At 62.7% G+C, this 23,440-nt stretch carries 19 protein-coding genes and 6 tRNA genes; 1 reads left to right on the top strand and 24 read right to left on the bottom strand.

Going from position 1 to position 23,440, the window contains the following annotated elements; all coding sequences use genetic code 11:
- Positions 1–40 precede the first annotated feature (40 nt).
- Positions 41–117, bottom strand: a tRNA-Arg gene (locus ABZO33_RS14350).
- A 74-nt stretch (positions 118–191) separates the two neighbouring features.
- Complete coding sequence (gene phnN, locus ABZO33_RS14355; RefSeq protein ID WP_414536575.1) at positions 192–815, bottom strand: phosphonate metabolism protein/1,5-bisphosphokinase (PRPP-forming) PhnN; 624 nt, start codon at positions 813–815, stop codon at positions 192–194.
- Positions 816–1,160: 345 nt separating this feature from the next.
- Here phnN and ABZO33_RS14360 point away from each other — a divergent pair, with 345 nt between their 5' ends.
- Positions 1,161–1,487, top strand: coding sequence for an Arc family DNA-binding protein (locus tag ABZO33_RS14360; protein ID WP_003254499.1), 327 nt, complete (start codon positions 1,161–1,163; stop codon positions 1,485–1,487).
- A 65-nt stretch (positions 1,488–1,552) separates the two neighbouring features.
- Here the strand turns inward: ABZO33_RS14360 and mgtE are convergent, their stop codons facing one another.
- The 22 genes from mgtE to acs all read right to left on the bottom strand — a co-directional run bounded on the left by mgtE (position 1,553) and on the right by acs (position 23,408).
- Positions 1,553–2,995 (bottom strand): magnesium transporter, encoded by a 1,443-nt coding sequence (gene mgtE / locus ABZO33_RS14365; RefSeq protein ID WP_414536576.1) that lies wholly within the window; start codon positions 2,993–2,995, stop codon positions 1,553–1,555.
- A 401-nt stretch (positions 2,996–3,396) separates the two neighbouring features.
- Positions 3,397–3,473, bottom strand: a tRNA-Arg gene (locus ABZO33_RS14370).
- A 71-nt stretch (positions 3,474–3,544) separates the two neighbouring features.
- Positions 3,545–3,621: transfer RNA gene (locus ABZO33_RS14375), tRNA-Arg, on the bottom strand.
- A 72-nt stretch (positions 3,622–3,693) separates the two neighbouring features.
- Positions 3,694–3,770, bottom strand: a tRNA-Arg gene (locus ABZO33_RS14380).
- Between the two features lie 70 nt (positions 3,771–3,840).
- Positions 3,841–3,917 (bottom strand) — tRNA-Arg (locus tag ABZO33_RS14385).
- Between the two features lie 48 nt (positions 3,918–3,965).
- Positions 3,966–4,056, bottom strand: a tRNA-Ser gene (locus tag ABZO33_RS14390).
- 72 nt (positions 4,057–4,128) lie between these two features.
- Entirely contained in the window at positions 4,129–4,317 is a 189-nt protein-coding gene (gene csrA / locus ABZO33_RS14395; RefSeq protein ID WP_003254503.1) for a carbon storage regulator CsrA, read from the bottom strand.
- Positions 4,318–4,486: 169 nt separating this feature from the next.
- On the bottom strand, positions 4,487–5,722 hold the full coding sequence (locus tag ABZO33_RS14400; RefSeq protein ID WP_028691060.1) for an aspartate kinase: 1,236 nt from the start codon (positions 5,720–5,722) through the stop codon (positions 4,487–4,489).
- A gap of 83 nt (positions 5,723–5,805) precedes the next feature.
- Positions 5,806–8,430, bottom strand: a complete 2,625-nt coding sequence (gene alaS / locus ABZO33_RS14405; RefSeq protein WP_414536577.1) for an alanine--tRNA ligase — start codon at positions 8,428–8,430, stop codon at positions 5,806–5,808.
- A gap of 406 nt (positions 8,431–8,836) precedes the next feature.
- On the bottom strand, positions 8,837–9,844 hold the full coding sequence (gene astE, locus ABZO33_RS14410) for a succinylglutamate desuccinylase (RefSeq protein ID WP_414536578.1): 1,008 nt from the start codon (positions 9,842–9,844) through the stop codon (positions 8,837–8,839).
- Positions 9,845–9,854: 10 nt separating this feature from the next.
- On the bottom strand, positions 9,855–10,145 hold the full coding sequence (locus ABZO33_RS14415; protein WP_414536579.1) for a topoisomerase II: 291 nt from the start codon (positions 10,143–10,145) through the stop codon (positions 9,855–9,857).
- Positions 10,146–10,160: 15 nt separating this feature from the next.
- Positions 10,161–11,510 (bottom strand): N-succinylarginine dihydrolase, encoded by a 1,350-nt coding sequence (gene astB / locus ABZO33_RS14420; protein ID WP_050706731.1) that lies wholly within the window; start codon positions 11,508–11,510, stop codon positions 10,161–10,163.
- Positions 11,511–11,533: 23 nt separating this feature from the next.
- Positions 11,534–12,997, bottom strand: a complete 1,464-nt coding sequence (gene astD, locus ABZO33_RS14425; protein ID WP_414536580.1) for a succinylglutamate-semialdehyde dehydrogenase — start codon at positions 12,995–12,997, stop codon at positions 11,534–11,536.
- A complete protein-coding gene (astA, locus tag ABZO33_RS14430) occupies positions 12,998–14,026 on the bottom strand; it encodes an arginine N-succinyltransferase (RefSeq protein WP_414536581.1) in 1,029 nt (342 codons plus the stop codon).
- Positions 14,027–14,081: 55 nt separating this feature from the next.
- Positions 14,082–15,101: an arginine/ornithine succinyltransferase subunit alpha gene (aruF, locus tag ABZO33_RS14435; protein WP_414536582.1), complete on the bottom strand. Its 1,020-nt coding sequence runs from the start codon at positions 15,099–15,101 to the stop codon at positions 14,082–14,084.
- Between the two features lie 136 nt (positions 15,102–15,237).
- Positions 15,238–16,458 (bottom strand): aspartate aminotransferase family protein, encoded by a 1,221-nt coding sequence (locus tag ABZO33_RS14440; RefSeq protein WP_414536583.1) that lies wholly within the window; start codon positions 16,456–16,458, stop codon positions 15,238–15,240.
- 327 nt (positions 16,459–16,785) lie between these two features.
- Complete coding sequence (gene argR / locus ABZO33_RS14445; protein WP_038706575.1) at positions 16,786–17,766, bottom strand: transcriptional regulator ArgR; 981 nt, start codon at positions 17,764–17,766, stop codon at positions 16,786–16,788.
- A 102-nt stretch (positions 17,767–17,868) separates the two neighbouring features.
- The gene (locus ABZO33_RS14450; protein ID WP_023630946.1) at positions 17,869–18,633 is read right to left on the bottom strand and encodes an ABC transporter ATP-binding protein; all 765 of its coding nucleotides are present in this window, start codon (positions 18,631–18,633) and stop codon (positions 17,869–17,871) included.
- 22 nt (positions 18,634–18,655) lie between these two features.
- Positions 18,656–19,354 carry an ABC transporter permease gene (locus ABZO33_RS14455; protein WP_046854620.1) on the bottom strand — a complete coding sequence of 233 codons (699 nt, stop codon included), beginning with the start codon at positions 19,352–19,354 and terminating at the stop codon, positions 18,656–18,658.
- Entirely contained in the window at positions 19,351–20,040 is a 690-nt protein-coding gene (locus ABZO33_RS14460; RefSeq protein ID WP_277505302.1) for an ABC transporter permease, read from the bottom strand. The genes ABZO33_RS14455 and ABZO33_RS14460 overlap by 4 nt, the downstream gene beginning before the upstream one ends.
- 90 nt (positions 20,041–20,130) lie before the next feature.
- On the bottom strand, positions 20,131–20,916 hold the full coding sequence (locus ABZO33_RS14465; RefSeq protein WP_414536584.1) for an ABC transporter substrate-binding protein: 786 nt from the start codon (positions 20,914–20,916) through the stop codon (positions 20,131–20,133).
- 530 nt (positions 20,917–21,446) lie between these two features.
- Positions 21,447–23,408 carry an acetate--CoA ligase gene (gene acs, locus ABZO33_RS14470; protein WP_414536585.1) on the bottom strand — a complete coding sequence of 654 codons (1,962 nt, stop codon included), beginning with the start codon at positions 23,406–23,408 and terminating at the stop codon, positions 21,447–21,449.
- Positions 23,409–23,440: the final 32 nt, after the last annotated feature.

Raw genomic sequence — 23,440 nt, forward strand, 5'->3', positions numbered from 1 at the left:
ACGTGGGCGCACTGGGCTATGGAAAGGCACAAGGGGGGAATGGCGTCCCAGGCAGGATTTGAACCTGCAACCTTCCCCTTAGGAGGGGGATGCTCTATCCAATTGAGCTACTGAGACACTGGAGCCAACAGCGGACGCTGTACGGCGGGGACGGCGAGCATGTTAACCAGCATGTGCGCATTTGTCATGTATCAATCGGGCATTATGCACGTCGGCCTTTTTCCCTGCGTGCCAGCGATAACGCCTTCGGCGCGCAACAGCGTGATCAAAGCCTCGACCGCATCAGCCAACGGCCCGGAATTGTCCACGACATGCACGCTGGGATCATAGGCCTGCAGCCTGAAGTTGCGGGCCAGGCGTTGCTCAATCTGCTCGGTGCTTTCCCGCCCCCGGGCCAGCAAGCGCTGGCGCAGCACCTGCGGCGAAACGACCAGCCCCACGGCCACAAGGTCGGGATAGCGCTGCCGGGCGATCGGCAGGTACGCCCGCGAACCGTTGACCACTACCGAGCGCCCCGCAGCGAGCCATGTATCCAGTTGCGCAGGGATGCCGTAGCGCAGGCCATTGGCCTGCCAGTCCAACGCAAAGGCCCGCGCTTCGCGCATCACCTCGAAACGTTCGATGCTCACGCCGAGCGCGGCTTCGCCCTTGGCCTCGGCCGAACGGGTGATGACCCGTCTGGCTATTTCAACGCCCTGGGCGAGCAATCGCTCACGCGCCGCATCGATCAGGGAATCTTTTCCCGAACCAGACGGTCCCATGAGGAATATCAGGCGCCCCCTTGAGGCCGCCCCACTGCTTGCGTCATATTGCATAGCCACTATGCTCAATGTATGGGAAACCAGCGCATTTGATGATTTTCCCTGACCCTTTGCTGTCTTTTACCAGATTTTGACGGCATTTGTCTGACACCTGTGCAATTCGATGAATGTGAAACTTTTCAAACCAGTGCTCATTTCTGATAATTGGTACTGGCAAAAAGCCTTTATCGAGATCACTATTTGTCACAGAATTGACGCCAAGGAAACGGCGACCATGAGGCAAGATGAAGAACCAAAATCACATCACGGTTGAACATTTTGTCGTCGCCGCGGTCGTACTTCCACCGTGCGGCCAATTTGAGAACCGCTCCCCTGAACCAGAACAACCGGTCAATTTATATGCGCCCAATGAAACAGGCTATCTACTCCAGCCGCACCGCTGACAAGTTTGTCGTCCGCCTGCCAGACGGGATGCGTGAGCGCATTGCCGAGGTAGCGCGCAACCATCACCGCAGCATGAACTCCGAGATCATCGCCCGCCTGGAGCAGAGTCTTATCCAGGAAGGCGCTCTGGGTGACGAGCTGAGCATGCGCCTGGACAGCCCAGAGCTCAGCCTTCACGAACGCGAACTGCTGCAACGCTTCCGCCAGCTGTCCCACCGCCAGCAGAATGCACTGGTCGCCCTTATCGCTCACGATGTGGAAATGGCCGCCGACGCGTCCTGATCCTGCCAAGCGCACACAAAAAAGCCAGCGTAAGCTGGCTTTCTTGTTTCTGGCCTTCCGTCGACCTACATCAGGAACAGCGTTGCCAGGCCGAGGAAGATGAAGAAACCACCACTGTCGGTCACGGCAGTGATCATCACGCTCGACCCCATTGCCGGATCTCGGCCCAGGCGCGTCAGGGTCATCGGGATCAGTACACCCATCAGCGCTGCCAACAACAGGTTCAAGGTCATCGCGGCGGTCATGACCAGCCCCAGCGACCAGCTGCCGTACAACCAGAACGCCACCACCCCGATCACACCACCCCAGACCAAGCCATTGATCAACGATACCGCCAGCTCCTTGCGCATCAGCCGGCTGGTGTTGCCTGGTGACACCTGATCCAGCGCCATGGCGCGAACGATCATGGTGATGGTCTGGTTGCCGGAGTTACCGCCGATACCGGCCACGATCGGCATCAATGCCGCCAGGGCCACCAGCTTCTCGATGGAGCCTTCGAACAGGCCGATCACCCGCGACGCGACGAACGCGGTGATCAGGTTGATGGCAAGCCACGCCCAACGGTTGCGCAGCGAGCGCCAGACCGAGGCGAAGATGTCTTCCTCTTCGCGCAGACCGGCCATGTTGAGCACTTCGCTCTCACTCTCCTCGCGGATAAGGTCGACCATTTCATCGATGGTCAGGCGGCCGATCAACCGCTCTTTCTTGTCCACCACCGGAGCGGATACCAAGTCGTATCGCTCAAAGGCCTGAGCCGCGTCGTAGGCATCTTCCTCGGGGTGAAAGGTCACCGGGTCATTGGCCATGACCTCCGCGACTTTCTTGTCCGGGTCGTTGACCAACAAGCGCTTGATGGGCAGCACGCCCTTGAGAATACCGTCGTAATCGACCACGAACAGCTTGTCGGTGTGCCCTGGCAGCTCTTTGAGCCGGCGCAGGTAGCGCAGTACCACTTCGAGGCTGACATCTTCGCGGATGGTGACCATCTCGAAGTCCATCAATGCACCGACCTGCTCCTCGTCGTAGCTCAGCGCCGAGCGCACACGCTCGCGCTGCTGGGCATCGAGGCTGTCCATGAGCTCGTGGACGACATCGCGGGGCAATTCCGGAGCCAGGTCGGCGAGTTCGTCGGCGTCCATCTCCTTGGCGGCCGCCAGCAACTCGTGATCATCCATGTCGGCGATCAGGGTCTGGCGCACGGCATCGGAAACTTCAAGCAGGATGTCGCCGTCACGGTCGGAGCGCACCAGCTGCCAGACCGTCAGGCGATCGTCCAGTGGCAGGGCTTCGAGGATGTAGGCGATGTCGGCGGGGTGCAGGTCGTCGAGCTTGCGTTGCAGCTCGACCAGGTTCTGGCGGTGGACCAGGTTTTCCACCAGGTCATGGTGATGACCTTCCTGACGGTGCGTCAGGTCCTCGACCACCCGCTGGCGCTGCAACAGTTCGATCACCTGGGCCAGGCGATCCTGCAGGCTGTCTTGGGTTTTCTTTACTTCGATTTCGGTCATAGGCGAACTCCACTCCCAGCAGCGGAGCACGCCGGGAGAATCAATCAGTCAGATCTGGCTGTATGAAGCGTGTTAGCGAGTAACTACTGGGTAAGTCCATGGTGGTATTCCACAAGCCCCGGCGGGGCTGACGGGCGCAATCATACACTGTGCAAGCTGTCGGATCGCTTAAATTTTTGGCTAGAACAATCGTTTGCGCGCTAAAGCTGTGACAACGCTCGAAGCCATCAGTGCGACGGTTGCTCTGGCGTTAAAAGCACATTTGTTTTGTGCCGACTCGGCCTGGGGCTCCGGCACCCCAGCAAGGATCGCCTACAGCAGTAGCTTAGATGGACATCTGCGACAATTCAGCGCACGCGGAAAACAAAAAGCCCGCTCAAATGAGCGGGCTTCTTGATGTATGGCGGACTCAGCAGGATTCGAACCTGCGACCGCTCGGTTCGTAGCCGAGTACTCTATCCAGCTGAGCTATGAGTCCGTGGTGGTAGTTTTAGGCCAGATTACCACTGGCTTGTTGAAGCGACTTTGCAAGCAGAGCCACTTCAAAAGTGGCGGACTCAGCAGGATTCGAACCTGCGACCGCTCGGTTCGTAGCCGAGTACTCTATCCAGCTGAGCTATGAGTCCGTGGTTGGTAGTTTTAGGCCAGATTACCACTGGCTTGTTGAAGTGCCTTTGCAAGCAAAACCACTTCAAAAGTGGCGGACTCAGCAGGATTCGAACCTGCGACCGCTCGGTTCGTAGCCGAGTACTCTATCCAGCTGAGCTATGAGTCCGTGGGGTAGTTTTAGACCAGGTTACCACTGGTTGATTGAAGCAGCCTTGCAAGCAAAGCCACTTCAAAAGTGGCGGACTCAGGAGGATTCGAACCTCCGACCGCTCGGTTCGTAGCCGAGTACTCTATCCAGCTGAGCTATGAGTCCGTGTCTTGCTGTGCCATTCGGATCGCTTGAAGCGCTCCAGGCAAATAATGGCGGTGAAGGGGGGATTCGAACCCCCGATACCCTTATGAGGTATACTCCCTTAGCAGGGGAGCGCCTTCGGCCACTCGGCCACCTCACCGCAACACGAGGCGAATATTAAACACACCCTTCCTCGTTTGCAACCCTTTTTTTGAAAAAAACTTCAAAAAAATTAAAGGCTTGGCTCCTCGTCCTTCTCTTTCTTGATCCGCAGGTAGATTTCCTCGCGGTGAACGGCCACTTCTTTCGGCGCGCTCACGCCGATACGCACCTGGTTGCCTTTGACACCCAGGACCGTCACGGTGATCTCACCGTCACCAATGATCAGGCTCTCGGCGCACCGACGAGTCAGAATCAGCATAGTTTTCTCCTCACATGAATCTTCAGGGACAACAGTCTTTGAAAAGCAGGGCCTGGCCGGGGGACGACGGCGCAGACCCGAATCGACCACCACAGGTGCCTGGACAGGGACGCCGGCAGCGGCCAGAAACGCGAAGGGCGCGGCAAGCCGCGCCCCTCCAGGCAGCGTGTCACTCACCCTGTCGGGCAGGAGCATCAAGCTCGAACGCGGTATGCAGCGCGCGTACGGCCAGCTCCAGGTACTTCTCTTCGATCACCACCGAGACCTTGATCTCGGAGGTGGAGATCATCTGGATGTTGATGCTCTCCTTGGCCAGGGCCTCGAACATGCGACTGGCAACGCCTGCGTGGGAACGCATGCCGACGCCGACGATGGACACCTTGGCAATCTTGGTGTCGCCGATCACTTCACGCGCGCCGATCTCGCGGGCGGTGTTCTCCAGCACACTCAGCGCCTTCTCGTACTCGTTGCGGTGCACGGTGAAGGTGAAGTCGGTGGTGTTATCGTGCGAGACGTTCTGCACGATCATGTCGACTTCGATATTGGCCGCGCTGATCGGGCCGAGGATCTTGAAGGCAACGCCTGGGGTGTCCGGGACGCCACGAATGGTCAGCTTGGCCTCATCACGGTTGAAGGCGATACCGGAAATGATCGGCTGTTCCATGGATTCCTCTTCATCGATGGTAATGAGGGTACCCGGACCCTCCTTGAAGCTGTGCAGCACGCGCAGCGGGACGTTGTACTTGCCGGCGAACTCCACCGAGCGGATCTGCAGCACCTTGGAGCCGAGGCTGGCCATTTCCAGCATCTCTTCGAAGGTGATCTTCTCCAGGCGCTGGGCCTGGGGCACGACACGCGGGTCGGTGGTATAGACGCCGTCGACATCGGTGTAGATCTGGCACTCGTCGGCCTTCAAGGCCGCCGCCAAGGCCACGCCGGTGGTGTCGGAACCACCACGACCGAGGGTGGTGATGTTGCCGTGCTCATCGACGCCCTGGAACCCGGCGACCACCACGACACGGCCGGCCTTGAGGTCGGCGCGAATCTTCTGGTCGTCGATCTGCAGGATGCGCGCCTTGTTGTGCGCGCTGTCGGTGAGGATGCGCACCTGGTTGCCGGTGTAGGACACCGCCGGCACGCCGCGCTTCATCAGGGCCATGGACAACAGGGCGATGGTGACCTGCTCGCCGGTCGAAACGATCACGTCCAACTCGCGGGGTTCGGGCTTGTCGGTGATCTGCTTCGCCAGGTCGATCAGGCGATTGGTTTCCCCGCTCATCGCCGACAGCACAACCACCAGGTCGGTGCCTTGCTCGCGGAATTTCTTGACCTTGTCGGCAACCTGCTCGATCCGCTCGATGGAACCGACAGAGGTACCGCCAAATTTCTGTACGATCAACGCCATTTCAAAGGTGCCTCAGCCCTAAAGGGCCCCAAAAAACAATCCAACATGAAACGGCCGGCGACTAGACCGCCGGCCGCCTCATCTCAAAGTCCCTGCTCGGCGAACGGCACTGCCAGGGCCAGGGCCTTGTCCAGCGCCGCGACGTCGACGCCACCACCCTGGGCCATGTCAGGGCGACCGCCACCCTTGCCACCGACCGCCGCAGCGGCTTGTTTCATCAGATCGCCAGCCTTGAGTTGGCTGGAGAGGTCCTTGGTCACGCCAGCCACCAGCACGACCTTGCCCTCATGCTCACTGCCCAGCAGGATCACTGCATGGCCGAGCTTGTTCTTCAGCTGATCGACGAGCGCCAGCAGGGCCTTGCCATCCTGCCCATCCAGGCGGGCGGCGAGGACCTTGGCACCCTTGACCTCAACGGCCGCGTTGGAGAGATCATCCCCGGCGGCGCTGGCGGCCTTGGCCTGCAGCTGCTCGAGCTGCTTTTCCAGCTGGCGGTTGCGCTCGAGCACAGCCGACAGCTTGTCGATCAGGTTGTCGCGGTTGCCCTTGACCAGCTGCGCGGCTTCCTTGACCTGCTCTTCGGCAGCGTTCAGGTAGGCCAGCGCAGCGGCGCCGGTGACCGCTTCGATACGGCGCACGCCAGAGGCCACGCCGCCTTCGCTGATGATCTTGAACAGGCTGATGTCGCCGGTGCGCTTGGCATGGATGCCACCGCACAGCTCGACGGAGAAGTCACCGCCCATGCTCAGCACGCGCACGGTGTCGCCATACTTCTCACCGAACAGCGCCATGGCACCTTTGGCCTTGGCGGTTTCGATATCGGTCAGCTCGGTCTCGACCGGGGTGTTCCTGCGCACTTCGCGGTTGACGATGTCTTCCAGGGCCTTGATCTGCTCTGGCTTGACCGCCTCGAAGTGGCTGAAGTCGAAACGCAGGCGCTGGCTGTCGACCAGCGAGCCCTTCTGCTGCACGTGATCGCCCAGCACCTGGCGCAACGCTTCGTGCAACAGGTGAGTGGCCGAGTGGTTCAGCGAGGTGGCGTGTTGCACCTCGGCATCGACCTTGGCCTCTACCGGCGAGCCGATGACCAGCGCACCGCTGGCAACCACGCCATGGTGCAGGAAGGCACCACCGGTCTTGGTGGTATCACGCACGTCGAAGCGCGCGCCACTGGCCTGCAGGTAGCCGCTGTCGCCGACCTGGCCGCCGGACTCGGCATAGAACGGCGTGCGGTCGAGCACGACCACGCCCTCTTCGCCTTCGCCCAACTGGCCGACCGACTGGCCATCCTTGTACAGGGCGACGATCTTGCCCTGCCCTTCGGTAGTGTCGTAGCCGAGGAAGTCGGTGGCGGTGTCGACCTTGACCAGGCTGTTGTAGTCCATGCCGAAGGCGCTGGCGGAGCGGGCACGCTCGCGCTGGGCTTCCATTTCACGCTCGAAGCCCGCTTCGTCGATGGTCAGCTCGCGTTCGCGGGCGATGTCGGCGGTGAGGTCCATGGGGAAGCCGTAGGTGTCGTACAGCTTGAACACCACGTCGCCCGGGACGACCTTGCCCTGAAGTTGGGCCAGGTCCTGCTCGAGGATGCGCAGGCCCTGCTCGAGGGTCTTGGCGAACTGCTCTTCCTCGGTCTTGAGCACGCGCTCGATGTGCGCCTGCTGGCTCTTCAGCTCAGCGAAGGCTTCGCCCATCTCGGCGACCAGCGCGGCGACGATCTTGTGGAAGAAGCTGCCCTTCGCGCCCAGCTTGTTGCCGTGACGGCAGGCGCGGCGAATGATGCGGCGCAGCACGTAGCCGCGGCCTTCGTTGGACGGCAGCACGCCGTCGGCAATCAGGAAGCCGCAGGAACGGATATGGTCGGCGACCACCTTCAGCGACGGTTGGTCGTCGTTGCTGCAGCCGATGGCTTCGGCGGCGGCGGCCAGCAGGCTCTGGAACAGGTCGATCTCGTAGTTCGAGTGCACGTGCTGCATCACCGCACTGATGCGCTCCAGGCCCATGCCGGTGTCCACCGACGGGGCCGGCAGCGGGTGCAGGACACCGTCGGCAGTGCGGTTGAACTGCATGAAGACGTTGTTCCAGATCTCGATGTAGCGGTCGCCGTCTTCTTCCGGCGAGCCGGGTGGGCCGCCCCAGATGTCGGCGCCATGGTCGTAGAAGATCTCGGTGCACGGGCCGCACGGGCCGGTGTCGCCCATGGTCCAGAAGTTGTCGGAGGCGTACGGGGCGCCTTTGTTGTCACCGATACGCACCATGCGCTCGGCCGGCACGCCGACTTCCTTGGTCCAGATGTCGTAGGCTTCGTCGTCGCTGGCGTAGACGGTGACCCACAGCTTTTCCTTGGGCAGGTTCAGCCACTTGTCCGAGGTCAGGAAGGTCCAGGCGAAGGTGATGGCATCGCGCTTGAAATAGTCGCCGAAGCTGAAGTTGCCCAGCATCTCGAAGAAGGTGTGGTGACGGGCGGTGTAGCCGACGTTTTCCAGGTCGTTGTGCTTGCCGCCGGCGCGGACGCACTTCTGGCTGCTCACGGCGCGGGTGTAGGCGCGCTTTTCCTGGCCGAGGAAGCAGTCCTTGAACTGGTTCATGCCGGCGTTGGTGAACAGCAGGGTCGGGTCATTGCCCGGGATCAGGGAGCTGGAGGCAACGCGAGTATGTCCCTGCTCTTCGAAGAAGCGGAGGAAGGCTTCACGGATTTCTGCGCTTTTCATAGGTTCTTCCACGGAAACGGCGGCCACACGTCGAATCGACGAAACGACGGCAAAGGGCCGCATTATATCGGTCCTGCAGTCTCGGTGCAGTGTGTTTATGCGATAGAAACCGTCGATTGGACGGCTTGCAGGGCTAAAGCAATTGAAAACGGCATGACCGCGATGCTATCGCCAGCGTTTCGCTACTGGCAAGCCAATTACGGTCCCGGGGCGGGGAAAATTAACAGGTTGGTGAATTAAAAGAATTTCATCACCGAAGGGATCCAAAATCAGGCTGGCCTCGCAGCGTGGGAGTGGGCTTGCCCCGCGATCGGCACCCGATTGCATCAACGTGCTCTCCAAGCCAGACGCAATCGCGGGGCAAGCCCGCTCCCACGCTAAGTTCAGTTGCCTGCAATGGGTGCTATCAAGCCAGGCGCTGCCCCGAATCCGGGACGATCAGGATGCCCGCGCGCAGCCCGTTCTTCACCTTGGGATTGGGGAAGATGATTCGCGCGCCCTCCTCCTCCACCACCCAACGCGTTTCGGCCAAGTCCTCGGCCAGCAGGTCGCCCTTTTTCAGCTCGGAGAAGTTTTCGATGTCAGCCGGCAGGTGCAGGCGGAAGCTGTCGCTGTGCTTGATGATCTCGCGGGCGACGCTGAACAGCTTGAGGCCATCCAGGGACTGCTCGGTTTGCGGCTCGGTATCTTCGATGAGCTGTATAAGACGCGCTTCGAGCCTGTCGAGATTGACCTCCTCGTTCTGCCCGAACGGTCGTGCCTTGCCGAGCTCCAGGGTGAAGGCCTCGGCATCGAGCTGCTCATAGGTGAAGGCACTGAAAGTGATGGAAGACTTGCTCTGCAGCAGCACCGCCTCCATGCCGGCCGCCGCCAGGCGCGCCAGTTCTCGGCGCGAGTGCTGGCGGCCTTCCTTGTAGGGATACAGCGCGAACTGCTCGATCTTCGACCCGCGAATGGCGGTATGCAGGTCGTAATGCAGGCGGGTGCGCTCGGGCTTGCTGAAGAACACCCGGGCAAACTGCTCGAGCTCTGCAGCGCGCAGCGCCTCGAAGCCGCTGGAGAGTTCGTGCCGGCCATTGAACAGGCGGTTGATGTCCTGCTCGACGAAACGCTCACCCTTGCGGATCGCCGCCGGGTTGCCGAACAGGAACAGCACCCGCGCACGTGGCTTGACCTTGCCGTTGGCCACGCCGTGCAGCAGCCTTTCGAGCAACTCGATCGGCGCTGTCTCGTTGCCATGGATACCGGCCGACAGCAGCAGGTCGAGCCCGCAATCTTCAGCTTCGGGCGGGCGCACTTCCAGGGCACCCTCCCCCAGCCAGCGCAAACGCACGCCCCGGGTGGTCACTTGGGTCTTCTCGGCCGGTTCGTGATCGGTCAGGGTCAGCTCAAGCAGTTTGCCAAGGGCGAGCATAGGCGCTTCCTTAGTGGTGGTGGCCGCAGTCCGGGCCGTGGACGTGGTCGTCGTCACCGGCGATATCGGCCGGTTCCATTTCCAGTTGCAGGCTGACCAGGTTGGTGGCCATCGGGCGCAGCAGCAGGTTGGCGTACTCGGTGTCGTCTTCCTCGACATCGACGCCGATCAGCAGTTGGCCACGGCCGTCTTGCTGGATCCACACTTCCTTGCCTTGCCAGACCACGGCAAAACGGGTGCACGAGGTTTCCAGCTGGGTGCCGTCTTCATCTTCCAGGATCAGGCGCAGGGCGTCGGACATTGCAATTTCTCTCTATCAAGGTTGGCGTTGGAACGGATAAACCGAACCCAGCTTGAGGATCTGGGTCAGCTCATCCAGGGCCGTGCGGCATTCCACCAGCAACTGCGGGTCGGCCAGGTCCGCTTCGCCGAGGCGATCGCGGTAGTGCTTGTCGACCCACTGCACCAGGGTGTCGTACAGCGAGGCGGTCATGATAACGCCTGGATTGACCGCCGCCAGTTCGTTTTCCTTCAACGCCACACGCAGACGCAGGCAAGCCGGGCCGCCACCGTTCTGCATGCTCTGCTTGAGGTCGAACACCTTGACCTCCTTGACCGGGCCGCCCTGGCCGGTCAGCTGGTTCAGGTAAGCCCAGACGCGCTCGTTGTGGCGGCACTCCTCTGGCACCACCAGCAGCATCGAACCGTCCTCGCGGCTGAGCAACTGGCTGTTGAACAGGTAAGAACGCACAGCGTCCTCCACCGTCACCGCCGCGCGCGGCACGCAGATACCCTGGAAGTTGCCGCCCTTGCTGGCCAGTTTAGCCTGCAGTTGGCCGAGCACCGTGTCGGTCTCGAGGAACGCGTCCTCGTGGTAGAACAGCACCTCGCCGTTGCCCACCGAGATCACGTCGTTGTGGAACACGCCCTGGTCGATCACTGCCGGATTCTGTTGAGCGTAGACCACGCCATCGTCGCTCAGCCCGTGCAGGCGAGCGACGGCCTGGGAGGCTTCCAGGGTCTGGCGCGCCGGATACTTCTGCGGCGCGGGATAGCGGCTGTCAAAGGCGCTGCGGCCATAGACGAAGAACTCCACGCCGGCATCGCCATAAGCGCGACAGAAGCGAGTGTGGTTGGCCGCGCCCTCGTCACCGAACTGGGCAACTGCCGGCAGCGCCTCGTGGTGGGCGAAGACCTTGTCATCGCTGAACATGGCGCCCAGCACACGGCTGGTGGTCGGGTGCTCGATGCTGCGGTGGTACTTGCAGTTGAGGTTGGCGGCGGTGAAGTGCACGCGGCCATCGGCGGTGTCGGCGCTGGGGCTGACGGTGGCGGCGTTGGCCACCCACATGCTCGAGGCCGAGCAGCTGGCGACCAGTAGCGGCATGGCTTCCTTCGCGGCGCGCTGGATCACTTCGCCGTCGCTGCCGGTGAAGCCCAAGCGGCGCAAGGCCGCCACGTCCGGGCGCTCCTGCGGGGCCAGCACGCCCTGCTTGAAGCCCATCTCCGTCAACGCCTTCATCTTCGCCAGGCCCTGACGCGCTGCTTCGCGCGGGTTGGAACCCTGCTGGCTGTTGCTCTGCGAGGCCACGTTGCCGTAGGACAGGCCGCCGTAGTTGTGGGTCGGCCCCACCAGGCCATCAAAATTCACTTCAAAGGATTTCATCGGCAAGGCTCCGAGACCTGTTGTTATAGGGTGACGCCCGGCGTCAGGGTCGCCGGCAGTGCAAGGCTCGCGGTCTCCAGCGAAGCCACGGGGTAGGCGCAGTAGTCCGCCGCGTAGTAGGCACTGGCGCGGTGGTTGCCGCTGGCGCCAACACCACCGAACGGCGCGCTGCTGGCGGCGCCGGTGAGCTGCTTGTTCCAGTTGACGATGCCGGCGCGGCTACGCAGCCAGAAGTGCTGGTAGCGGGCGTTGGAGTCCGACAGCAGGCCAGCGGCCAGACCGTACTGGGTATTGTTGGCTTCCTCGATTGCCGCATCGAAATCGGTGTAGCGGATCACCTGCAGCAATGGGCCGAAGAATTCCTCGTCCGGGCGCCCGGTTACCGCAGTGACGTCGATGATGCCGGGGGTAAGCAAGGCGGCACCAGCCTGCGGCTGGTTCATTTCCAGTAGCGCCACGGCGCCCTTGCCGAGCAGTTCGGCCTGGGCTGCCAGCAGAGCGCGGGCCGCCTGCAGCGAAATCACCGAACCCATGAACGGCGCGGGCTGCTGATCGAAGGCGCCAACACTGATGCTGCGACTCACCTCGACCAGGCGCTGGAGCAGCGAGTCACCCCAGGCGCCCTGCGGCACCAGCAGGCGACGGGCGCACGTGCAGCGCTGGCCAGCGGAGATGAAGGCCGACTGAATGATGGTGTACACCGCGGCATCCAGGTCCTTGACCTCGTCGACCACCAGCGGATTGTTGCCGCCCATCTCCAGGGCCAGGATCTTGTCCGGGCGGCCGGCGAACTGCTGATGCAGCAGGTTGCCAGTACGGCTGGAACCGGTGAAGAACAGGCCATCGATACCAGAATTGCCGGCCAGCGCCACGCCGGTTTCACGGGCGCCCTGCACCAGGTTGAGCACACCGGCAGGCAAGCCGGCCTCGATCCAGCACTGCACCGTCAGCTCGGCGACCTTGGGGGTCAGCTCACTGGGCTTGAACACCACGCAGTTGCCGGCCAGCAGCGCCGGAACGATATGGCCGTTGGGCAGGTGGCCAGGGAAGTTGTACGGGCCGAACACGGCGACCACGCCGTGGGGCTTGTGGCGCAGCACGGCGGTGGCGTCGGCCAGCGGGCCGCTCTTCTCGCCGGTACGCTCGCGGTAGCTCTGCACCGAGATGGCGACCTTGTTGACCATGCTGGTCACCTCGGTAGCCGATTCCCACAGGGGTTTGCCGGTTTCTTCGCCGATGCAGCGCGCCAGCGCCTCGGCATTGGCCTTGAGTTTCTCGGCGAAGGCTTCCAGCACGCTGATGCGCGCCTCCAGGCTCAGCGACGCCCAGCCGGGGAATGCCTGGCGAGCAGCCTGCACGGCGGCATCGACCTGGGCGGCATCGGCGCCCTGCCCTTGCCAGACCACTGCCTGGGTGACGGGGTTGAGCGACTGCAGGGCTTCACCCTGGCCGGCCAGCCAGTGGCCTGCGATGTAATGCGTGTTCATTTACTGGGCCTCCCGACCGGCGGACAGCGGCACCGCGCGGACATTGTCGCCGGCGCCCAGGCGCAGGCGCTTGGCGGTCTGCGGATCGACCACCAGGGTACCTGCCGCCAGGCGCGCCGGTGCGGCCGTGATGCGACAGTCTTCGCGCTTGCGGTTGTGAATGATGTAAGGGGTGGCGTCGTCACCCGGGGTGCCGACGGCCAGTACCAGGGTCTCGCTGTCACGCACGGCGCGGATCTTCGAGGTCTCGCACTCGATCGCGGGACCTGCGTCGAAGATGTCGACGTAGCCCTGGTAGTTGAAGCCTTCGCGCTTGAGCATGGCCAGCGCCGGCTCCGTGTCGGTGTGCACACGGCCGATGACGTTGCGCGCCGACTCCGAAAGGAAGCAGGTGTACAGCGGGAACTTGGGCATCAGCTCGGCGATGAACGACTTGTTGCCCACGCCGGTGAGGTAGTCGGCCTGGCTGAACTCCATCTTGAAGAAGTGCCGGCCCAGGCTTTCCCAGAATGGCGAACGACCTGCCTCGTCGGACATGCCGCGCATCTCGGCGATGATCTTGTTGCCAAACAGCTGCGGGAACTCGGCGATGAACAGCATCCGCGCCTTGGACAGCAGACGGCCATTGAGGCCGCTGCGGTAGTCGCTGCGCAGGAACAGCGAGCACAGCTCGGAGTTGCCGGTCAGGTCGTTGGCCAGGAACAGCGTGGGGATCTCGCGGTAGATGTTCAGCTCCTGCGAGGCGCTGACGGTCAGGCCGACCCGGTAGTTGTACCAAGGCTCGCGCAGGCCGACGGCACCGGCGATGGCACTGATGCCGACCACCAGTCCTTCGTCGTTCTCCAGCACGAACAGGTAGTCGGTGTCGCCGCGCTCGGCTTCGCCGCGGAAGCTTTTCTCGGCCCAGCCGACGCGCTGGCCGAGGCGCTCCTCGTTGGCAGGCAGCGTGGTCAGCCCGGTGGTGCCGGTGCTGCGAGCCAATTCGATCAGCGCGGGTAAATCGCTGCTGCGTACAGGACGAACGATCATGCTATCTCCTTGTGCGGCGGTCTGTGCCTGCCGCGAAACTCTCTGTTGCGGCGCTTCAGACTGCGACCAGGCGCACGCTGGCGCCCTCGCCGACACCCAGGGCCTCGGCGGCTTCGCCGCTCAGGCTGACCGGCTTGCCCGGTACCCAGTCCAGTTCCAGCAGCACGGCGCGGTAATCCTGCAGCTGGCCGTTGCACACCAGGTACGGACGGCCGCCCTTGACCGGCGTCTCGTCGAGCTTGACCGGCACCACACGGCTCTGGGCGATGGAGCGGATGCCCGAGGCACGGGCATGCAGGGTCGGGCCGCCGTCGAAGATGTCGATGTAGTGCTCGGTCTCGAAGCCTTCGCGCATGAGGATGTCGAAGGTGATCTGCGCCCGCGGATGCACCTGGCCCATGGCCTCCTGCGCCTCGTCGGCCAGCAGCGGCACGTAGATCGGGTAGTGCGGCATCAGTTCGGCGAGGAAGGTGCGGCTCTTCAGGCCGCACAGGCGCTCGGCGTCGGCGTAATTGAGGTCGAAGAAGTTGCGGCCGATGGCGTCCCAGAACGGTGATTCGCCCTGTTCATCGCTGTAGCCGACGATCTCGGTCACCACCGACTCGGCAAAGCGCTCGGGGTGCGAGGCCATGAAAAGCAGGCGCCCCCGCGAGTTGAGCTCGGCGAAGGCACTGCTCACCAACTCCGGCACCACGTAGAAGCTGGTCAGCAGGCTGTTGCCGGTGAGGTCGTGGCACAGCGACAGGACGTGGATCTTGTTGTGGATCTTCAGCTCGCGGGAGGCGTGTACGAAGGTCTCGTTGCGGAAGCTGTAGAACGGCTCGGAATAGCCGGCCGAGGCAACGATGGCCGAACAGCCGACCAGCTTGCCGGTGGCGCTGTCCTCGAGCACGAAGAAGTAGCTTTCTTCGCCATTGAAGCTGACCTCGGCGGCGAACGAGGTTTCCGAGGCGGCGATCTTGTCGCCCAGGCGGGCAGTGTCATCCGGCAGCGAGGTGACACCAATGGGGCTGTCGGCAGCCATGCGCTGCACTTCGTTCAGATCAGCCATTTGCGCGGGGCGCATCACCAGCATGGTGTCACTCCTTTCGGGAAAGCGCGCCGATCACATCGGCACGGAAAAACGGCGGGCACGCGCCACCACCTGCAAGCAGGTGCCCGCACTGGAATTCAGGTATCGCCGGCCCCGCTCGAGGGCCGGCGAAGGGCGATCAGCCCTTGGTCAGTTTTGCCATGGCGCGCTCGAAACGATCCAGACCTTCGTCGATGTCGGCATCCTCGACCACCAGGCTCGGGGCGAAGCGCACCACGTCCGGGCCAGCCTGCAGGACCATCACGCCTTCCTTCTCGGCGGCGTTGAGGATGTCCTTGGCCTTGCCTTTCCAGGCCTCGCTCAGCACGCAGCCGATCAGCAGGCCGACACCACGCACCTGGGTGAACAGGCCGGTTTCCTGGCCGATTTTCTCCAGACGGACCTTGAAGCGCTCATGCTTGGCCTTGATGCCCGCCAGGGTTTGCGGGGTATTGATCACATCCAGCACGGCGCAGGCGACGGCACAGCCCAGCGGGTTGCCGCCGTAAGTGGTGCCGTGGGTGCCGACGGCCAGGTGCTTGGCCAGGTCGCTGGTGGTCAGCATCGCGCCGATCGGGAAACCGCCGCCCAGGCTCTTGGCGCTGGTCAGAATGTCCGGGGTGACGCCGTAGTGCTGGTAGGCGTACAGCGAGCCGGTACGGCCGACGCCGGTCTGCACTTCATCGAAGATCAGCAGCGCGTTGTGCTCGTCGCACAGCTTGCGCGCGCCTTCCAGGTAGGCCTGGTCGGCCGGGACCACGCCGCTCTCGCCCTGAATCGGCTCGATGACCACGGCGCAGGTCTTGTCGGAAATCTGCGCCTTGAGCGCTTCCAGGTCGTTGTACGGCACGTGGCTGATGCCGGTGATCTTCGGCCCGAAACCGTCGGAGTACTTGGGCTGGCCACCGACGCTGACGGTGAACAGGGTACGACCGTGGAAGCTGTTCACGGTGGCGATGATCTCGTGCTTCTCGGGGCCGAAACGGTCATGGGCGACACGGCGGGCCAGCTTGAAGGCGGCCTCGTTGGCTTCGGCGCCGGAGTTGCAGAAGAACGCGCGCTCGGCAAAAGTGGCGTCCACCAGCTTGTGCGCCAGGCGCAGGGCCGGCTCGTTGGTGAACACGTTGGAGACATGCCAGAGGGTATTGGCCTGTTCGGTCAGTGCCTTGACCAGCGCCGGATGGCAGTGGCCGAGGGCGTTGACCGCGATGCCGCCGGCGAAGTCGATCAGCTCGCGCCCGGTCTGGTCCCATACTCGGGAACCCTCGCCTCGCACAGGAATGAAAGCCGCCGGGGAGTAGTTGGGAACCATGACCTGGTCGAAATCGGCACGTTGCACCGGGGCTTGCTCAACGGACATCTGAGTCTCCTGAAGAGGAACGCTGGCCTGGAAGTGGCGAGCGATGAAGGGATTGTAAGGACTGATCAGCGCCTGTCCTTGCTGCCAGGCGACAACTTGTTACAGCGCAAAACCGAGTTTTCACGCGGTTTTCGGCAATGCGACAAACAGTGTCGCAATCGCGCAGTGTAACGGCAGCAGGGGGTGGCGGGGAGATGCTCAGTGAGAATTGGGTGAACGGGTGTTCACATCTACAAATTGCATCGCGGGGCAAGCCCGCTCCCACAAGCAATACACTGCGTAGAGCGGGCTTTCTCCACGCTAGCGTCTTCGCTGAAAGGGAGGTCTTCAGCCGCGCTCGGCCGGCGCCGAACTCAGCTCGAACGGGCTGCTGTTACGTCGCTGATTGCGATCTTCGCGCGGCGTGGCGCCGAAGAAATTGCGGTACGCGCTGGAAAAATGCGGCCCCGAGGAGAACCCGCAGGACAGGCCGATCTGGATGATCGATTTGCTGGTCTGCATCAGCATCTGCCGCGCCTTGTTCAGGCGCAGCTCCAGGTAGTACTGGCTGGGCACGCGATTGAGGTACTGCTTGAAGATCCGCTCCAGCTGGCGACGGGACACGCACACATGCTGGGCGATTTCGTCGGTGGTCAGCGGCTCTTCGATATTGGCCTCCATCAGCAGCACCGCCTGGGTGAGCTTGGGGTGGCTGGAGCCCAGGCGGTTCTGCAACGGAATGCGCTGGCGCTCGCCACCTTCGCGAATGCGCTCGACCACCAGCTCTTCCGACACCGCGCCGGCCAGTTCCGCCCCGTGGTCTCGGGCCAGCACCGCCAGCAGCAGGTCGGTCACCGCCATGCCGCCGCAGGCAGTCAGGCGATCACGATCCCAGTCGAACAGATGGCTGGTGGCGATCACCTTGGGGAAGCGCTCGGCAAAATCATCCTGCCAACGCCAATGGACCGCGGCGCGGTAGCCGTCGAGCAAGCCCAGCGCCGCCAGCGGGTACACGCCCGCGGACAAGCCGCCGATCATGCAACCGCTGCGCGCCAGCTGCTTGAGCGCGGCGGACAATGCCGAACCAATCGCCGCCGGCGGCTCATCAGCCAGCAGGAACAGTTTGTGATAGCCCTCCAGACGTCCGGCCCACGCTTCGCCCGGCAGGCGCCAGGCGCCCTCCTGCCCGGCCTCGGCCTGCAGGAAGGACATTGTGTAGACCACATCCGGATGCACCCGCTGAGCCACCTGCAACACCTCTTCGGCCAACGCCAGGGTCAGCGGCTTGGTGCTGGGCCAGATGAGAAATCCGATTCGCTGGGTGGTCATAGGGCGTGGTCCGAAACCTGAAAAGGAGGGTCGCGCTTGTGGCGCCGGGGCGTGCTGCGTGCGTTACGCAGCATGCCCCATCATGGTGCAAAAGTGCAGCCTTTACTTCAGGCTGCCGGAAAGGAACTGCTTGAGGCGTTCCGACTGCGGATTGACCAGCACCTCACGCGGGCAGCCGCGTTCTTCCACCAGGCCCTTGTGCAGGAACACCAGCTGGTTGGAAACCTCGCGGGCAAAGCCCATCTCGTGGGTGACCACCACCATGGTGCGACCTTCCTGGGCCAGCGATTGCATGACCTTGAGCACATCGCCCACCAGCTCCGGGTCGAGCGCCGAAGTCGGCTCGTCGAACAGCATGACCTCCGGCTCCATGGCCAAGGCGCGGGCAATGGCCACACGCTGCTGCTCGCCACCGGACATGTGCCCGGGGAACGCGTCCTTGCGGTGGGATACGCCGACTTTGGCCAGGTAGTGCTCGGCCTTCTCCAGCGCCTCCTTCTTGTTGACGCCCAGTACGTGCACTGGCGCCTCGATGACATTTTCCAGCGCGGTCATGTGCGACCACAGGTTGAAATGCTGGAACACCATCGACAGGCGCGAGCGCATGCGCTGCAGCTGTTTCGGGTCGGCGGCCTTGAGCGCGCCGTCCTTGCCGGCGACCAGCTTGAGCTCTTCGTTGTTGAGCAGGATCTTGCCCGCGTGCGGCTGCTCAAGCAGGTTGATGCAACGCAGGAAGGTCGATTTGCCCGAACCGCTGGAGCCGATGATGCTGATCACGTCGCCTGCCTTGGCTTCGAGGGAGACGCCCTTGAGCACCTCATGGCTGCCGTAGCGCTTGTGCAGGTCTTGGATTTGGAGTTTGTACATACTGTCGGATCTCACAGAGCGGTCAGTGCTTGCGCGGCGCCAGGTAACCGAGCCAGCGGCGTTCGGCCATCTTGAACAGGCGCACGAGGATGAAGGTCAGGCACAGGTAGAACACGCCCGCCGTGATGTAGGCCTCGAAAGGCAGGTAGTACTGGGCGTTGACCGTGCGCGCGGCACCGGTGATGTCGATCAGGGTGACGATCGACGCCAGGCTGGTGGTCTGCAGCATCATGATCACTTCGTTGCTGTACTGCGGCAGCGCCCGACGCAGCGCGGACGGCAGCAGGATGCGACGGTACATCTTCATGCGCGACATGCCGATGGCCTTGGCCGCCTCGATCTCGCCATGGGGCGTGGCCTTGAGGCTGCCGGCGATGATCTCGGCGGTGTAGGCGCTGGTGTTGACGGCGAAGGCCAGGCAGGCGCAGAAGGTCGCACTGGACAGCCACGGCCAGAAGATGCTCTCGCGCACCGCCTCGAACTGGGCCAGGCCGTAGTAGATCAGGAACAGCTGCACCAGCATGGGCGTGCCGCGGATCACGTAGGTGTACAGCCACGCGCTCATGTTCACCAGCGGCTGCTTGGAGACGCGCATCAGGCCCAGCGGGATGGCCGCCAGCAAGCCGAACAGCAGCGACAGCGCCAGCAGCTTGAGGGTGGTCAGCAGGCCGCCCAGGTACAGCGGCATGGCTTCCCAGATGACGTTGTAGTCGAAGATCATAGTTCAACCGCCTTGACGCCCACCGAGTAGCGCTTCTCGAGATACTTCAGCGCCAGCAGCGAGACACTGGTCAACACCAGGTACAACGCCGCCACCGCGAGGAAGAAGGTGAAGGGTTCGCGGGTGGCGTCCGCCGCCTGCTTGGCCTTGAACATCATGTCCTGCAGGCCGACCACCGAAATCAGCGCGGTCGCCTTGGTCAACACCAGCCAGTTGTTGGTGAAGCCCGGGATCGCCAGGCGGATCATCTGCGGCACCATGATCCGGAAGAACACCTGGACACCGCTCATGCCATAGGCCGCGCCCGCCTCTGCCTGGCCCTTGGGGATGCCGAGGAAGGCACCGCGGAAGGTTTCCGACAGGTACGCGCCAAAGATGAAGCCCAGCGTGCCGATGCCGGCGACCAACGGGTTCAGGTCGATATAGTCGTCATAGCCGAGCAGCGGCGCCACCCGGTTGAGGATGTCCTGGCCGCCATAGAAGATCAGCAGGATCAGGACCAGGTCGGGAATGCCACGGATCACCGTGGAGTACAGATCCCCCAGCCAGGCCAACCAGCGCACCGGCGACAAACGCAGCGCCACGCCGATCAGGCCGAGGACGATGGCCAGGGCCATCGACGACAAGGCGAGCTGCAGCGTCAGCCACGCTCCGTCGAGGATGACTGCCCCATAGCCTTTCAACATGATTCGGATTCCTCAGGGCTTGGGAATGAAAAATGGTGCAAACCTCAGAGCTTCTGCTGTTTGCACCATTGCACAGGTGAAACTCGATGGTTACTTCGAGTCTGGACCGTAGATGTCGAAGTTGAAGTACTTATCCTGGATTTCTTTGTACTTGCCGCTGGCGCGGATGCCGTCGATGGCCGCGTTGATGCGGTCGGCGTTTTCCTTGTCACCCTTGCGCACGGCGATGCCGATGCCATCACCGAAGTACTTGGAGTCGGTGAAGGCCGGACCGACGAAGGCGAAACCCTTGCCTGCATCGGTCTTCAGGAAGCCGTCCTCGAGCAGGGTGGCGTCGGCCACGGTGCCGTCGAGGCGGCCGGCGGCGACGTCCAGGTAGATTTCGTTCTGGGTGCCGTAAGGCACGACGGTGGCGCCTTTCGGGGCCAGGACTTCCTTGGCGAAGCGGTCGTGGATCGAGCCACGCTGCACACCAATCTTCTTGTCCTTGAGCTCAGCCAGGCTCTCGCTGATGGCGGTACCGTCCTTCATCACCAGGCGAGCCGGGGTGAGGTAGTAGCGCTTGGTGAAGTCGACCGACTTCTTGCGATCGTCAGTGATCGACATGGACGACAGGATGGCGTCGATCTTGCGCACTTTCAGCGCCGGGATCAGGCCATCGAATTCCTGCTCGACCCAGGTGCACTTGGCTTTCATCTGTTCGCACAGGGCGTTGCCGATGTCGTAGTCGAAGCCGGCGAGGCTGCCATCGGGCTGCTTGAAGGCGAAGGGTGGGTAGGCGGCCTCGATACCGATCTTCAACGGCTTCTCATCGGCCTGCGATACCAGGGAAAACACGGAAAGCGCCAGGGCGCCAAGCAGTGCGAGCTTCTTCATCAGGTAACTCCATCGGTACGGGGCAATACAAGGCAGTTGTAACGGCTGCCCGATATGCGAATGGGTACAGCGCGAGCCGCGCAGGTTTCGACCAAGGTCGCAGACCACGAGCGAGTGAGTGGCATTCTAGCGACAGCCCGGTAGTCGATATTTCTTCAAAGCGACAACTAATTACAGAAGCGCCAGGAACCGCGGCGGGCGATATTGACAGCTCCTGCGAGATATGCAAGAGCAAAAGAGAAATAACCTATACCCAAAGCAATAAGCGGGCCCATTATTGGCAAAGCCTTGTATTCCGGCAAGCGCAGCGTGCGAGCCTGCATGAAATGCCCGCAGAATGCACTCATTTGGCACGCAGATGTTTCCGCAAGCCCCGCATTTGGGCGCAATCGGTGACAGCGACGGTTACCGATGAATGTCGGAGTAACAGTTTGTATCAGTAAAGCAAAAACCCCGCCGGGTATGGGCGGGGTTTCTGCTTATGGCCGTATCGCGGGGCAAGCCCGCTCCCACGATTGCAACGCTTCAACTCAAGCGGTGGCCAGACTCATCGCCTTGTGGGTGTCGATCAGGTGCTGCACAACCCCTGGATCGGCCAGGGTGGAGATATCACCCAGCGCGTCGTACTCGCCAGTGGCGATCTTGCGCAGGATGCGGCGCATGATCTTGCCCGAGCGGGTCTTGGGCAGGCCCGGCGCCCACTGGATCACATCCGGCGAAGCGATCGGACCGATCTCCTTGCGCACCCAGTTCTTCAGCTCGATCCGCAGTTGCTCGTTCGACTCCTCGCCGGCATTGAGGGTGACATAGACATAGATGCCCTGCCCCTTGATGTCGTGCGGCACGCCCACGACAGCCGCCTCGGCGACCTTCGGATGCGCCACCATCGCACTCTCGATCTCGGCGGTGCCCATGCGGTGCCCGGAGACGTTGAGCACATCATCCACGCGGCCGGTGATCCAGTAGTAGCCATCCTCGTCGCGACGGGCACCGTCACCGGTGAAGTACATGCCGCGGAAGGTCTTGAAGTAGGTGTCGACGAAACGGTCGTGGTCGCCGTACAGCGAACGCGACTGGCCCGGCCAGGAATCGAGGATCACCAGGTTGCCCTCGGCGGCGCCGTCGATCAGGTTGCCCAGGTTGTCCACCAGCGCCGGCACCACGCCGAAGAACGGACGGGTTGCCGAACCCGGCTTGAGCCCAGTGGCGCCTGGCAACGGGCTGATGAGGATGCCGCCGGTCTCGGTCTGCCACCAGGTGTCGACGATCGGGCAACGTTCCTTGCCAACAGTCTTGTAGTACCAGTTCCAGGCTTCAGGGTTGATCGGCTCGCCCACCGAGCCCAGCAGGCGCAGGCTGGAGCCATCGGCGCCGGCCACCGCCGCCTCGCCCTCGGCCATCATGGCGCGGATGGCGGTCGGCGCGGTGTAGAGGATGTTGACCTTGTGCTTGTCGACGATCTTCGACACGCGGGTGATGTCGGGGTAGTTCGGCACGCCTTCGAACAGCAGCGTGGTCGCGCCGTTGGCCAGCGGGCCATAGACGATGTAGCTGTGACCGGTGACCCAGCCGACGTCGGCGGTGCACCAGTACACTTCGCCCGGGCGGTAGTCGAACACGCGCTCGTGGGTCAGTGCGGCATACACCAGGTAGCCACCGGTAGTGTGCAGCACACCCTTGGGCTTGCCGGTTGAGCCGGAGGTATAAAGGATGAACAGCGCCTCCTCGGCGCCCATCTCTTTCGGCGCGCAGTGGCTGGAGGCGACCTTCATCAGGTCTTCGTACCAGATGTCGCGATGCTGGTGCCAGGCGATGTCGCCACCGGTGCGCTTGCACACGATGATCTTCTGCACGCTGCTGGTTTCAGGGTTGGTCAGGGCCAGGTCGACGTTGGCCTTGAGCGGGGTACGGCGGCCACCACGCAGGCCTTCGTCGGCAGTGATCACCACCTTGGACTTGCAGTCGATGATGCGCCCGGCCAGCGCCTCGGGCGAGAAGCCACCGAACACCACCGAGTGGATCGCGCCGATGCGGGCACAGGCCAGCATGGCGACCACGGCCTCGGGGATCATCGGCATGTAGATGGTGACCACGTCGCCACGGTGCACGTCCTGGCCACGCAGGGCGTTGGCGAACTTGCAGACCTGCTCGTGGAGCTCGCGGTAGGTGATGTTGCGGTGCTCGGAAGGGTCGTCACCTTCCCAGATGATCGCCAGCTGGTCGCCGCGCTCTTCGAGGTGACGGTCCAGGCAGTTGTAGGAGACGTTCAGAGTGCCGTCGGCAAACCATTTGATATCGACATGGTGGTCGTCGAACGAGGTCTGCTTGACCTTGGTGAAGGGCTTGATCCAGTCCAGACGCTGGGCCTGCTCGCGCCAGAAGCCGTCCGGGTTGATCACCGATTGCTGGTACATGGCCTTATAGGTGGCCTCGTCGGTCAGGGTACTGGCCGCAACCTCGGGACGAACGGGATACAGTGGAGCCGCACTCATCTGTGTTACCTCGGTGTAATAGTTGTTTTTGT

This window comes from Pseudomonas sp. CAM1A (assembly GCF_047501685.1).
In the GTDB taxonomy this organism is placed as follows: Bacteria; Pseudomonadota; Gammaproteobacteria; order Pseudomonadales; family Pseudomonadaceae; genus Aquipseudomonas.